The organism is Arthrobacter sp. NPDC058192 (genome assembly GCF_042883665.1).
Classification (GTDB): domain Bacteria; phylum Actinomycetota; class Actinomycetes; order Actinomycetales; family Micrococcaceae; genus Arthrobacter.
This window is the reverse complement of the sequence record NZ_JBHVVJ010000015.1, coordinates 1-11,248: the sequence shown is the minus strand read 5'-3', so window position 1 is coordinate 11,248 and position 11,248 is coordinate 1. Positions and strand designations below refer to the sequence as shown.

The window sequence follows — 11,248 nt, the reverse complement described above, 5'->3', positions numbered from 1 at the left end:
GTCCCTAACCACGCCGAAACGCGGCGGCAACATTGGCGCAGGACACTGGAAGGGCCGGCAAGAGCAGGCACCAGCTCCAGTTCGGGAGGCCCCCGCCATGTTGAAGGAAGCCAAAGCCCATGTGACCCGCATCCGCGCCCTGGACCAGCTGCGCCGCGGCGACGAGATCGAGGCCCGCCTCCGGGTGGGCCCGAATTACGACGACGTTGTGATCCGCCGCGGCAGCGTCCAGGAAACCGCACCCGGAATCGGCGTCGTTTGGATCATGGACCGCCACAGCGGCATGCGCAAGGCCATCAACGCGGACGAATGCAGCGTCTGGCGCGTCGCCTGAGGCGTCAGCCGCCCGCCACCGACTGGATGATCAGGACCTCCTGGCCCGGCGCCACCGTCGTGACCAAACCCTGCAGCCGCCGGATCTCATTCCCGTTGACGTATATATTCACGTGACGGCGAACTGTTCCGGTCTCATCCCGCAGCCGCCGCGACAGCGCCGGATAGTCCCCGGTTACCGTATCCAGCAACCACTCCACCGTCACCGCATTCTCGGCGGGCGCAGTCAGGATGGACTGCCCGCCGGCGAGCGGCTGGAGGACGCTGGGCAGGACGACGGTGATGGGCGCATCCACCGGCACGGGCATGGCTGACGTCATCGCCTGTCCGGCAGCAGGGCAGACGGAACCGCGGCGGCCCGCACGCAGAGCACGTCCGGCAGGTGCGAGGCCACCTCGCTGAAGTGGTCCCCCTCGTCCGGGCTGGCGTAGACACAGCCGCCCCGGGTCCCGAAGTACACGCCGGCCGGTTCCGCGGCATCGACCCACGCGGCATCGCGCAGGACGGCGTTGTACTCCGCCTCCGGGAGCCCGGCGTCGAGCCGCGTCCAGCTCGCTCCGGCATCGCCGGTCCGGTGCACCGCGAGCTTTCCGTCCGGCGGAATACGCTCGCCGTCAGCCTTCAAAGGGATCACCCAGGCCGTTCCGGCCCGACGCGGATGCGTCAGCATCACAAAGCCAAAGTCCGCGGGCAGGCCTTCGGCGATCGACTCCCACGATTCGGCGTCGTCGTCGCTGCGGTATACCCCGTGGTGGTTCTGCGCGTACAGCCGGCCGTCGACGGCGGCGTCGGCGGCGATCTTGTGGACGCACTGGCCGAATTCCGGATTTGGATCGGGCATGAAGTAGGCGGAGATCCCCCTGTTGCGCGGTTCCCAGGAGCCTCCGCCGTCGAGCGAGCGGTAAACCCCTCCCGTGCTCATGGCAACGTGCACCTTTTCCCCGGTCGGATCAACCAGAATCGAGTGGGCCGCGGCGCCGCCGTAGCCGGCACCCCATTCGCCGCGGTGTGGGTGATCCCAGAGGCCGCGGTTGAGCTCAAAGTGCTCGCCGCCGTCGGTCGATTTCCAGACTGAAATCGGCTCGCAGCCGGCCCACACGACCCCCGGGCGGGACTCGGCGTCCGGGTAAATCTGCCAGATCCGTTCCAGGGCGGCGTCGGTGCCGTCGGGGAACGAGATGGCACCGTTTTCGGGTTCGGTCCACGTCCGGCCCAGGTCATCGGAATGGAAAACGGTGGGGCCCCAATGCTCGGAGCGTACCCCCACCATGATCCGGGTCCGGCCCCCGCGTGTGTCGATGCCGATGCTGGGCACTTCGCTCATCAGAAAATGCGGCCCTGACAGCGACCACTCCTTCCGGTCCGGGCTGGTCGCGAGCCAAAGGCCCTTCTTGGTGCCGATCGCCAGCACATAACTCTCTGCAGTAGCCATGACCCCCATGCAACCACCCGCGTCGGAAGGCCGCAATGGTTTTCTTGGGCTACAGCCGGCGGGTGCGTCAGTCGACGAACTCCGACTGCGTCTCGATGAAGTCCCAGTCGGCGGCCGTCAAGGCGGGGGCGCCGCCTGACGCCCGCCCGGGACCGGGGCCGCCAGCGTCGGCGATACCCCGAAGCACGGCCTCGGGCAGTTCGGCGGCCCGGAGGTTTTCCCGAAGCCATTCTTTACTCGCCAAATCCAGATCCAGCCACCACATGTAGATCTCCACGGCGGCCACCTCCTCCTGTGTTCTTCCACCGTAGGCCCCTGTCCCCGCGGTGTTCAAGGGATGCCCCGGCGAACGTGCGCGCCGCGCCGCAGCCCCCGCCGCGGAAAGGAAAGCCCTGTTCAAGGCGGCAATCCGGCGCCAGAATGAAGTATGGCTGCCGAGTCCGCCACCGGCCCGCGACCCCTAGTGGTGGGGGTGCTTCCCGGTCAGCACCCGGAAGTGCTGCAGACCGCGGCATCGCTTGCGAAGCGCCTCGCCGCGCCAATGATCTGCGTGCACGTCGATGAGGCGAGCTACCTCGTGGAATGGGACCCCGCACGGACCGCGCACCGCTCGTCCCTGCATCGGGATGCTGATGACGCCGAGGTCCGGGAGGCGACCCAGGCGCTGAAATCAGGCATCGGTGCCAGCGTCGAGGAACTGGGGGTGGAATGGACCCTGCGCACCCTGCCGGGCGACCCGGCCCGGGCGATCGGCAGGCTGGCCGCCGAGGCCGGCGCGCTCATGATCGTGGTGGGGACCCCCGAGCGCGGCGTCGGCCACCGCATCTCCGCGGCGCTCAACGGCTCAGTCGCGGCATGGCTGAGCCACCACCAGGAGCTCCCGGTCCTGATCGTGCCGGTGGCGGAAAAGTAAAGCGAAAGTAGTTATTCGGGGTGCTGGCGTTATCCCTCCACCGCCGACTAAGCTCAATGTGTAGGCCGGATGAACCGCCTACCCCTTAGCTGCTCCGGAGTGCGTATCCCCCAATAACGCACTCCGGAGCTGTTTTATTTTCCGCCGGTTGCGCCATACCCCTAGGGGGTATAAGTTAGGGGCATGAGCGAGTCCGAACTTCCCCGCGCGGCCGGTCTGGCGCCCCACGAGCAGCACGGCTACGCAGCCAACAAAGAGGCGTATCTGCGCCGGCTCAAGCGGATTGAAGGCCAGGTGCGCGGCATTGCCAGGATGGTCGACGAGGACAAATACTGCATCGACATCCTCACCCAGGTCGCGGCGGTCACCAAGGCCCTGCACGCCGTAAGCCTGGGACTTGTGGAGGAGCATATCGGCCACTGCGTGGTCGGCGCCGCCGCGGAGCCGGATCCCGGATTACGGGCCGACGCCATCGATTTCAAAGTCAAAGAGGCCACCGAAGCCATCGGCCGTCTCCTGCGCTAGGACCTGCACCTCCCCCACACCCCGGGCCGGGAACCACCCAGCGCCCACCGACAAGGAGCACGCCATGAACACCGTTTCCACCACCGTCAACGTATCCGGCATGACCTGCGGCCACTGCGTGTCCTCCGTCAGCGAAGAACTTGAGGCGCTCTCCGGTGTCGAAACGGTCGACGTGGACCTCAACGCCGGCGGCATCTCCACCGTCACGATCACGTCCAGCGAAGCACTGTCATCCTCCGAGATCGGCGAGGCAGTCGCCGAGGCCGGCTACCTCGTGGTCGCCACCGAAGCCTGAGCACCCCACCGAGCGGACGGCGCGCAGCGAAGAAGAGCCGGGACGGGAAGGCGTTGTGAGGCAGGAAGGAACCGTGAGTAACGAGCAATCGCTGGGCCAGGCCGGAAGCCGCGTCCTCGACCTCGATATCGAGGGCATGACCTGCGCCTCCTGCGTCAACCGGATCGAACGCAAACTCCGGAAGCTCGACGGCGTCGACGCCAGCGTCAACCTGCCTCTTGAGTCCGCACGAGTCACCGTCCCGGCGAACATCAGCGACGAACAAATCACCGCCACCGTCGCGGCGGCAGGCTACACGGCCATGATCCGTGGCATGTCCCCGAGTGTTGCCGCAGAGGGCACCCTCCGGCCGCGGCTCATCGTGGCCGCCACCCTCACCGTTCCGGTAGTGGCGATCTCCATGTTCCCGGCCTTCCAGTTCGCCCACTGGGGCTGGGTGGCGGCCATTCTCGCCCTGCCGGTGGTCGGCTGGGCGGCCTGGCCGTTCCACCGGGCCGCCGCCATCAACGCGCGGCATGGGGCCTCAACCATGGACACGTTGGTTTCCCTAGGCGTAATCGCGGCCTATGCGTACTCCAGCGGGCAGCTCCTGGCGGACCCGGGCCTGACGGCGTCCCCGGCCATGGAGGGCATGAGGTCCAGCAGCCTCTACTTCGAGGTTGCGTCCGTAGTCACCACTTTCCTGCTGCTGGGCCGCTATCTGGAGGCCAGTGCCAAGCGCAAGGCTGGCGATGCCCTCACGGCCCTGCTCAGCCTTGGCGCCAAGGACGCCACCGTGGTGCGCAACGGCCGGGAGCAGCAGATCCCCGCCGGGCAGCTGGTCATCGGGGACGAGATCGTCGTTCGGCCCGGCGAAAAGATCGGCGCGGACGGCGTGGTCCTGGACGGCTCCTCGGCCGTGGACGCCTCGCTCGTTACCGGAGAATCCGTGCCGGTGGAGGTTGGTCCGGGCAGCCCGGTCACGGGTGCCACCATCAACACCTCGGGCCGGCTCCTGGTCCGGGCCACGCGCGTGGGTTCGGAAACGACCCTGGCCCAGATGGGCCGGCTCGTCGCCGCGGCGCAGACCGGGAAAGCCCCCATTGCCCGGCTCGCGGACCGAATTAGCGCCGTCTTCGTCCCGGTGGTCCTGGCGGTCGCGGCCCTCACCTTCGGGGCCTGGCTGCTGGCCGTCGGCCCTGCCCCCGGGCCCGACGGGCTCCGGGCGGCATTCACCGCCTCCGTCGCCGTGTTGGTCATTGCGTGCCCCTGCGCCCTGGGCCTGGCCACGCCGGTAGGGCTGCTGACGGGAACCGGCCGCGGCGCCCAGCTCGGCATCCTCATCAAGGGACCGCAGATCCTCGAAGACACCCGGACCGTGGACACGATCCTGCTGGACAAGACCGGCACAGTCACCACAGGCAGGCTTGCCGTGGACCGCATCCAGGGCTTCGGAACATACAGCGAGGCTGACATTCTGCGCCTCGCCGGGGCCGTGGAAAACGCCTCCGAGCACCCGATCGCCCGCGCGATCGCCGCGGCGGCAGCCGAGACGGCAGTGGTGGGCGCAGGGCATAGGGGCGGAGGGCAGGGGAACACCAGCGCGGGCATCGACGCCGTCACCGGCTTCCGTTCCGCACCCGGCGGCGGAGTGCTGGGCACCGTCGACGGCCGGGTGGTGGCCGCCGGGCGCACCGGCTGGCTGCACGAGAACGGAATCACCCCGACCCCCGCGCAGCGGGAGGCGCTGGCCGCCGCCGAGGAGACCGGCGCCACCGTGATCTGGGTTGCCGTGGACGGCGAACCCGCCGGGATCATCTGCCTGCGCGATTCCCTCAAGCCCGGCTCCAAGGCCGCCGTGCACCGGCTCCGCCGGCTCGGGCTACGGCCCATGCTCCTGACCGGGGACAACGCCCCGGTGGCCGCGCAGGTGGCTGCCGCCGTCGGGATCCGCCCCGAGGACGTCTTCGCCGGCGTGCTGCCGGAGGGCAAGGTTCAGGCTGTGCGTTCCCTGCAGGCGGCCGGCGCCACCGTGGCGATGGCCGGGGACGGCGTCAACGACGCCGCGGCCCTTGCCCAAGCGGACCTTGGCGTGGCCATGGGGTCCGGGACCGACGTCGCCATCGAAGCCGCCGACCTGACGGTCATGGGCAACGATCTGGGGCAGGTGGCACTGGCAATTGAGCTCTCCCGGCGGACCCTGGCCACCATCAAGACCAACCTCTTCTGGGCCTTCTTCTACAATGCCGTGGGCATCCCCGTGGCGGCCCTGGGCCTGCTGAACCCGATGATCGCCGGGGCCGCGATGGCGGCCAGCTCCGTGTTGGTGGTGGCCAACTCGCTGCGCCTGCGCAGCTTCGGCAAATAGGGCCCGCCAACCCGCCTACCGGTCAGGGTTGCCCGGTCCAGCATTGCCAGCTAGGCGGTGCCATACCGGACGGCCGCCCTGGCACGCGCCTTGGCAGCTTCCTCCGCCCGATCCTTGGCCGGGGCATGCGTCACCAGGGAATCGAGCAGGTGCTCGGTTACGTGCGCAATCTCGTGCACGGCCCGGTTGAAGGCTTCCTCGTTCGCCTTGGATGGCTTGGTGGAGCCGCTGATCTTGCGCACGTACTGCAGCGCTGCGGCCTCCACCTCCGCCGACGTGGCGTGCGGTTCGAAATTATGCAGGGTCCGGATGTTGCGGCACATAGCTCCACTGTAGGCTTTTCGCCGCTGTGGATGAAGGCCCGCGGCCGCGACGCCGGAACGCCGGCCGGGCTGGCTCCTAGGGGACGCGTTCGACGTCGTTCGCGTGCTCGAGCGGCTGCAGCGGAACCTGCAGGGGTGCCGGGAGTGGGGCGGCGCGGAGCCCATCGGCCGGCATCCCGTCCGCCCGGAGTTCGTCCACGCGGACCAAAACGACGCCTCCGACGATCAGGAGGCCGCCCAGCAGCTGGATGGTCCCGGGCAGCTCGCCGAGCAGCAGCCACGCCCAAAGGACGGCGAAGAGCACTTCGGTCAGCGAGACGAAGGACGCCACCTTGGATCCAAGTGCCCGCGCGGCGACGATGCCGGACACATACGCCACGACGGTGGCCAGGACCACCAGGCCGCCCAGGCAGACCCACCACGGGGTGATCCAGGGCCCCAGCCGGGTGTCCGCCGCGCTGAAGGCCATCGGCACCAGCCCGGTGGCGGCGGCGAGCCACATCACCGCGGCACCGACCATCAGGCCGCCGGAGGCCAGGACAATCGGCGGAAGGGTGTCATTTTCCTTGGCCGTGATGAAGAAATAGATCGCAAGGCAAACGGCCGCCGCAACCCCCCACAGCACACCGATGAGATCGATCTTCACGGCACCGGTGAGGTCCAGGACCAGGACGAGCCCGCCCAGCGACAGCAGCGTGCCGCCGACGGTCAGCGGGCGGGGGCGCTTCCGGCTCGCGGCCCACAGCCAAAGCACAATGATCACGGGCGCGAGGTACTCCAGCAGGAGGGCGACGCCGACGGACAGCCGGGACACGGCGTTGAAGTAGAACAGCTGGCAGGCAGCCACCCCAATAATTCCGAAGAGCAGGACCGTCAGCCAGTTGTCCCTGAGCTGGTGCCAGCGTCCGCGCAACGCAGCGATGGCGGGGACCGCCAGAACCAGCGCGGCCCCGGTGAGGCGGGCCGTGACGGCGGCACCCGGTGTCCAGCCACTTTCCAGCAGCGCCTTGGCGAAGGAGCCCGAGAGGCCAAAGACCGCCGAGGAGAACAGGGCGACGCCCAGGCCCGAGGCCATGAAACCGGACACGGCTGCGGCCGGCACGGTGTGCCGAGTGTCCGGCGTGGCCCCGCCCGGTTTCGAGGCGGGACGCCGGGCGGCGGGGTCTCGAACGGGGGCGGCGACGGGGCGGCGGGCAGACACGGGCATTCTCCTGTCAGGAGTAAAGTAGGGTTATGGTCATGACATTACGCCCGGCTAGGTAAGGAGTCAAGATGGTCTTTGCCCCTGACACGGAAGCTGCCCTGCGCTCCGTGGTCAACCTGATCAACACCGCAGCCAACGGCGAAGAGCACCTGGCCACCGCGAAGGACCTGGACGACTTCCTGGCGGCCGAGGGATTCACCGGCTTCCGGACCCGGGAGGAGGCCGAACTGGCAAGCGTGCGGCGGCTGCGCAGCGAGCTCGCCGGTCTCTGGCTGGGGGAGGAGGCCTCAGCCGCCGAAACCGTGAACCGGCTGCTCCGCGAAGCACGGGCACTCCCCCAGCTGGTCAAGCACGATCCGTGGGACTGGCATCTGCACGCGACCACGCCGGAGGCTCCGCTGGCCGACCGGATGAGCACGGAGGCGGCCATGGCAATCGTTGATGTGATCCGGAGCAAAGAAATGGACCGGCTGCTGGTGTGTGCCGCGGAAGACTGCGACGCCGTCGTGCTGGATCTGAGTCGCAACCGTTCGAAGCGCTATTGCGACACGGGAAACTGCGCCAACCGCGCCCATGTGGCCGCCTACCGGGCCCGGAAGGCCGCGTCCTGACGCCGGGGACCGGCCGCCGCCGGGCCGTAGGTTCTACATTCTAGGCTTGGGGCTTCATTCTAGGCTTGGGGCTTCGGACTAGCCCGTCGGCCCGTTGCCGCCGGACTCGGCGGGTCCGGCGGCGTCGTGGCCGTTCTGGGCGGAGGGGCCACCATGGCCGGGGCTCCGTTTGGAACTGAGGTTGACACCGGAGCCCTTCCCCAAGTGCTCCGCGTTCTCCTTGTAGCTCATCGAGAGCATTGCCGCCACCACGAGGATCACGATGAAGGCGATCCCGGCGCCGGTGAGGGCCAGGTCGAAGCGGGGCGAGCGGGCGCTGCCGCCCGAGGCGAAGATCAGGACGCCGACGAAAACCACCACGGCCCAGAACGCGGAGAACATGAGCGGCCCCTTGACCGACGTCCGCAAGCTGCGGGGCGCTCCGGGTTTCTGCTGTGCCAAGGTGTATTCCTCCTGCAGCCTGCGCGCGGATGCGTGGCTGTCTCTTTACCGCAATTGTTCTACGCCGGGTAGAACCTGTCGGTACTAGTTTACGGCCTCCGCGGAATCGCCTCGAGCATCATGCCGCAGGGTCAGCCCGGACAGCGTCCACAGGACACCGCTGATGATGGCGCCGCCGCCGGCAACGCCGAGGAGTGCGTGCGGGCCAAGGCCGATGAAGAACGGAAGCGCAATCGCAGTGCCCAGCCCGATCACGCCGGAGGCGATCCAGTCCCGGGCAAGGACGGAGCGGCCGCGGCCAAGGATGCCCGCGAGCAGCTCCCCGGCACCGGCGGCGCCCAGGCCCACGGCCGCGATCGTGCCAAAGACGGGGGAGCTGGGGATCAGGGCAACGGCGGCGCCGGCTCCGACAAGGGCGGCTGCGCCAGCGGAGAGGATCCTGCCGGCCCGCTCCTGCGGCCCGTATCCGGACTTCGTCACGGTCCTAATCAGCACCACCCCGGTGGCCAAGAGGTAGAGCCCCCCGGCCCAGCCCATGCCAGCCACGGACGGCGAGGCCCAGAACACTGTCACCGCACCGAAAACGAGCGCGACAGCGGCCCTGACCAGCACGGGCTTCCACAGATCGGTGGCGGCGCGGAGGGCAGGGGTCGAGTCAGGCGCTGCGGGAAGAGTCACCCGACCAGTTTAGTGCGAAGCCGCCACCGCGCGTGCCCGCCCGGGACGTGCGCCGGCAACGGTCAGCTCAGCGCGCGCCGAGGACCATCCACCGGCCTGTCCGTGCCCTGAGGCCCAGCGTCAGCGCCCGGGCAGCCATGTAGCCCAGCGAGAAGGCGGCCCAGAGCCAGAGCAGTCCTTCGCCGCCCCCAACCCCGGACCAGGACACAGCCAGCAGCAGCGGCAGGTAGGCGGCAAGATTGACGACGCCGGCGATCGCCAGATAGCGGGCGTCCCCCGCGCCGATGAGGACGCCGTCGAGGACGAAGACGTAGCCGGCGATCGGCTGCCCGGCGGCGAGCACCCACAGCGCGAGCGTGAGCGCCGCCCGGACGTGGGCGTCGGGGGTGAAGAGGGCGCCCGCCCACGGCGCCGCCGCGGCGAGCAGCGCCCCAGTCAAAACGCCAAAGCCCAGTCCCCACCGGGTCATGGTGCCCGTCAGCGCCCGTGCCGCCTCCGGCCGGCCCGCCCCGAGTTCCTTGCCAATCAGGGCCTGCGCCGCGATGGCGAGGGCGTCCAGGGCGAAGGCGAAGAACGTGAAGATGGTCATGGCCAGCTGGTGCGCGGCAAGATTGACCGGACCTTGGGCCGTGGCCGCGACTACCGTGGCAAGAATCGCAATGCGCAGGCTCAGCGTGCGCAGCATCAGCCAGGACCCCACCCGGGTCAGGGCCCGGATGCCGCGCCAGTCCGGCAGCAGGGACACGCCCTGGCGGCGGGCGTTGCGCCGGACGATCAGCACGTAGACGGCGGCCATTGCCCACTGCGCAATGCTCGTGCCCGCGGCCGAGCCGGTCACCGACCAGCCCAGACCGTAGACGAGGACCAGGTTCAGCACGATATTAAGCGTGAAGCCCGCCGCCGCCACGGCCAGGGGCGTGCGGGTGTCCTGCAGCCCCCGGAGTACTCCGGTGCCGGCAAAGATGAGCAGCATGGCCACGAGGCCGGGCATGGACCACTGCAGGTAGTCGACGGCAAATCCGTGCACCTCACCGCGGGCGCCCATCAGGTCCAAAAGCGGCCCGGCCGCCAGGAATCCGACGACCGCCAGGAGGATCCCCAGCAGGAGCGCCAGCCAGATGCCGTCACGCCCGGCGGCGAGGGCCTTGGCGAGTTGGCCGTTGCCGATGGCCCGCGCCACAGCCGGCGTCGTGGAATATGCGAGGAACACCATGAGACCCACCGCCGTGTGGAGCACCGCCGAGGCCAGACCGACGCCGGCCAGCTCCGCCACTCCGAGGTGGCCAACGATTGCGGAATCGGCAAGCAGGAACAGCGGCTCGGCGATCAGGGCGCCGAAAGCAGGAACGGCGAGGCGGAGGATTTCCCGCCGGTGCCCTGCGGACGGCGGCAGGGTCTTGGGGATCGGAGGGGAGGCAGGCACGACTTAACCCTAGCGGGCGCCCCCACGTCACCGCCTGCCATTGGTTGACATTTCAACCAAAAGGCGTCACTGTAGAAGTTGAAGGTACAACTTTCCAACGCTTCGGCGGCACCGCCAAGCGCCCCTACCCCGAAAGGGCAACCCATGAACCAGCCGACACTGACCACCTCCGCCCGGACCATCCTGCGCGTCATTGTAGGCTTCCTGTTCGCTGCCCACGGCTGGCAGAAGTTCAGCGAATTCACCATTGCCGGAACCCAGGCGGCCTTCACGCAGATGGGCGTCCCCGCGGCCCAGGCAGTGGCCCCGATCGTCGCCACTCTCGAACTCGTCGGCGGCGTCGCGTTGATCCTGGGCGTGCTTACCCGCGTGTTCGCTGCCCTCCTGGCGCTGGACATGCTCGGCGCCCTGTTTCTGGTGCATGCCTCCGCCGGCGTTTTTGTGGCAACCGGCGGCTATGAGCTCGTCCTGATCCTGGCGGCCGCGGCGCTGGCTGTGGCGCTTGTCGGCGCGGGCACCCTCTCCGTGGACAAGGCCCTCTTCGGCCGCAGCGGCTCGAAGCTGCGCGTCCTCGCCTAGGGCAGCAATCGAATCGTCCAGCGCTCTTTGGCGGGCGGTTAGCGGCGGGGGGGGCCCCCCCCCGGGGGGCCCCCCCCCCCGGGGGCCGGGGCCCCCCCCCCGGGCCGGGGGGGGGGGGGGCCCCGCCCACACATGGTAGGGCGC

General features: G+C 69.2%; 15 protein-coding genes. 7 read left to right on the top strand and 8 right to left on the bottom strand.

The features are described from left to right. Positions 1–97 precede the first annotated feature (97 nt). Positions 98–334 carry a hypothetical protein gene (locus tag ACFVVK_RS15115; RefSeq protein WP_390268475.1) on the top strand — a complete coding sequence of 79 codons (237 nt, stop codon included), beginning with the start codon at positions 98–100 and terminating at the stop codon, positions 332–334. A gap of 4 nt (positions 335–338) precedes the next feature. Here ACFVVK_RS15115 and ACFVVK_RS15110 read toward each other — a convergent pair whose 3' ends face one another. The 3 genes from ACFVVK_RS15110 to ACFVVK_RS15100 are packed head-to-tail and all read right to left on the bottom strand — an operon-like array spanning position 339 to position 2,042. Next, positions 339–653, bottom strand: a complete 315-nt coding sequence (locus tag ACFVVK_RS15110) for a MoaD/ThiS family protein (protein WP_390268472.1) — start codon at positions 651–653, stop codon at positions 339–341. Next, positions 650–1,774 carry a WD40/YVTN/BNR-like repeat-containing protein gene (locus ACFVVK_RS15105; protein ID WP_390268469.1) on the bottom strand — a complete coding sequence of 375 codons (1,125 nt, stop codon included), beginning with the start codon at positions 1,772–1,774 and terminating at the stop codon, positions 650–652. The genes ACFVVK_RS15110 and ACFVVK_RS15105 overlap by 4 nt, the downstream gene beginning before the upstream one ends. A 58-nt stretch (positions 1,775–1,832) precedes the next feature. Next, a complete protein-coding gene (locus ACFVVK_RS15100; RefSeq protein WP_390268466.1) occupies positions 1,833–2,042 on the bottom strand; it encodes a hypothetical protein in 210 nt (69 codons plus the stop codon). Between the two features lie 150 nt (positions 2,043–2,192). Between ACFVVK_RS15100 and ACFVVK_RS15095 the strand changes: the two genes are divergently transcribed. The 4 genes from ACFVVK_RS15095 to ACFVVK_RS15080 all read left to right on the top strand — a co-directional run bounded on the left by ACFVVK_RS15095 (position 2,193) and on the right by ACFVVK_RS15080 (position 5,845). Continuing rightward, positions 2,193–2,678, top strand: a complete 486-nt coding sequence (locus ACFVVK_RS15095) for a universal stress protein (protein ID WP_390268463.1) — start codon at positions 2,193–2,195, stop codon at positions 2,676–2,678. A gap of 183 nt (positions 2,679–2,861) precedes the next feature. Continuing rightward, positions 2,862–3,203: a metal-sensitive transcriptional regulator gene (locus ACFVVK_RS15090; RefSeq protein WP_390268460.1), complete on the top strand. Its 342-nt coding sequence runs from the start codon at positions 2,862–2,864 to the stop codon at positions 3,201–3,203. Positions 3,204–3,267: 64 nt separating this feature from the next. Beyond that, positions 3,268–3,498, top strand: coding sequence for a heavy-metal-associated domain-containing protein (locus ACFVVK_RS15085; protein ID WP_390268457.1), 231 nt, complete (start codon positions 3,268–3,270; stop codon positions 3,496–3,498). 73 nt (positions 3,499–3,571) lie between these two features. Continuing rightward, positions 3,572–5,845 (top strand): heavy metal translocating P-type ATPase, encoded by a 2,274-nt coding sequence (locus ACFVVK_RS15080; protein ID WP_390268454.1) that lies wholly within the window; start codon positions 3,572–3,574, stop codon positions 5,843–5,845. A gap of 50 nt (positions 5,846–5,895) precedes the next feature. Here ACFVVK_RS15080 and ACFVVK_RS15075 read toward each other — a convergent pair whose 3' ends face one another. Both ACFVVK_RS15075 and ACFVVK_RS15070 read right to left on the bottom strand, forming a co-directional pair. Then, a complete protein-coding gene (locus ACFVVK_RS15075; protein ID WP_390268452.1) occupies positions 5,896–6,168 on the bottom strand; it encodes a DUF2277 domain-containing protein in 273 nt (90 codons plus the stop codon). 76 nt (positions 6,169–6,244) lie between these two features. Further along, a complete protein-coding gene (locus tag ACFVVK_RS15070) occupies positions 6,245–7,243 on the bottom strand; it encodes a DMT family transporter (RefSeq protein WP_390268804.1) in 999 nt (332 codons plus the stop codon). 197 nt (positions 7,244–7,440) lie between these two features. Here ACFVVK_RS15070 and ACFVVK_RS15065 point away from each other — a divergent pair, with 197 nt between their 5' ends. Beyond that, positions 7,441–7,983 (top strand): CGNR zinc finger domain-containing protein, encoded by a 543-nt coding sequence (locus ACFVVK_RS15065; protein ID WP_390268449.1) that lies wholly within the window; start codon positions 7,441–7,443, stop codon positions 7,981–7,983. 78 nt (positions 7,984–8,061) lie between these two features. Here the strand turns inward: ACFVVK_RS15065 and ACFVVK_RS15060 are convergent, their stop codons facing one another. The 3 genes from ACFVVK_RS15060 to ACFVVK_RS15050 form a co-directional block, all read right to left on the bottom strand. Then, entirely contained in the window at positions 8,062–8,424 is a 363-nt protein-coding gene (locus ACFVVK_RS15060; RefSeq protein ID WP_390268446.1) for a hypothetical protein, read from the bottom strand. An 84-nt stretch (positions 8,425–8,508) separates the two neighbouring features. After that, the gene (locus ACFVVK_RS15055; protein ID WP_390268443.1) at positions 8,509–9,102 is read right to left on the bottom strand and encodes a hypothetical protein; all 594 of its coding nucleotides are present in this window, start codon (positions 9,100–9,102) and stop codon (positions 8,509–8,511) included. A gap of 67 nt (positions 9,103–9,169) precedes the next feature. Next, positions 9,170–10,525, bottom strand: a complete 1,356-nt coding sequence (locus ACFVVK_RS15050) for an MATE family efflux transporter (protein ID WP_390268440.1) — start codon at positions 10,523–10,525, stop codon at positions 9,170–9,172. Between the two features lie 144 nt (positions 10,526–10,669). Here ACFVVK_RS15050 and ACFVVK_RS15045 point away from each other — a divergent pair, with 144 nt between their 5' ends. Further along, positions 10,670–11,104, top strand: coding sequence for a DoxX family protein (locus tag ACFVVK_RS15045; protein ID WP_390268437.1), 435 nt, complete (start codon positions 10,670–10,672; stop codon positions 11,102–11,104). Positions 11,105–11,248 lie beyond the last annotated feature (144 nt).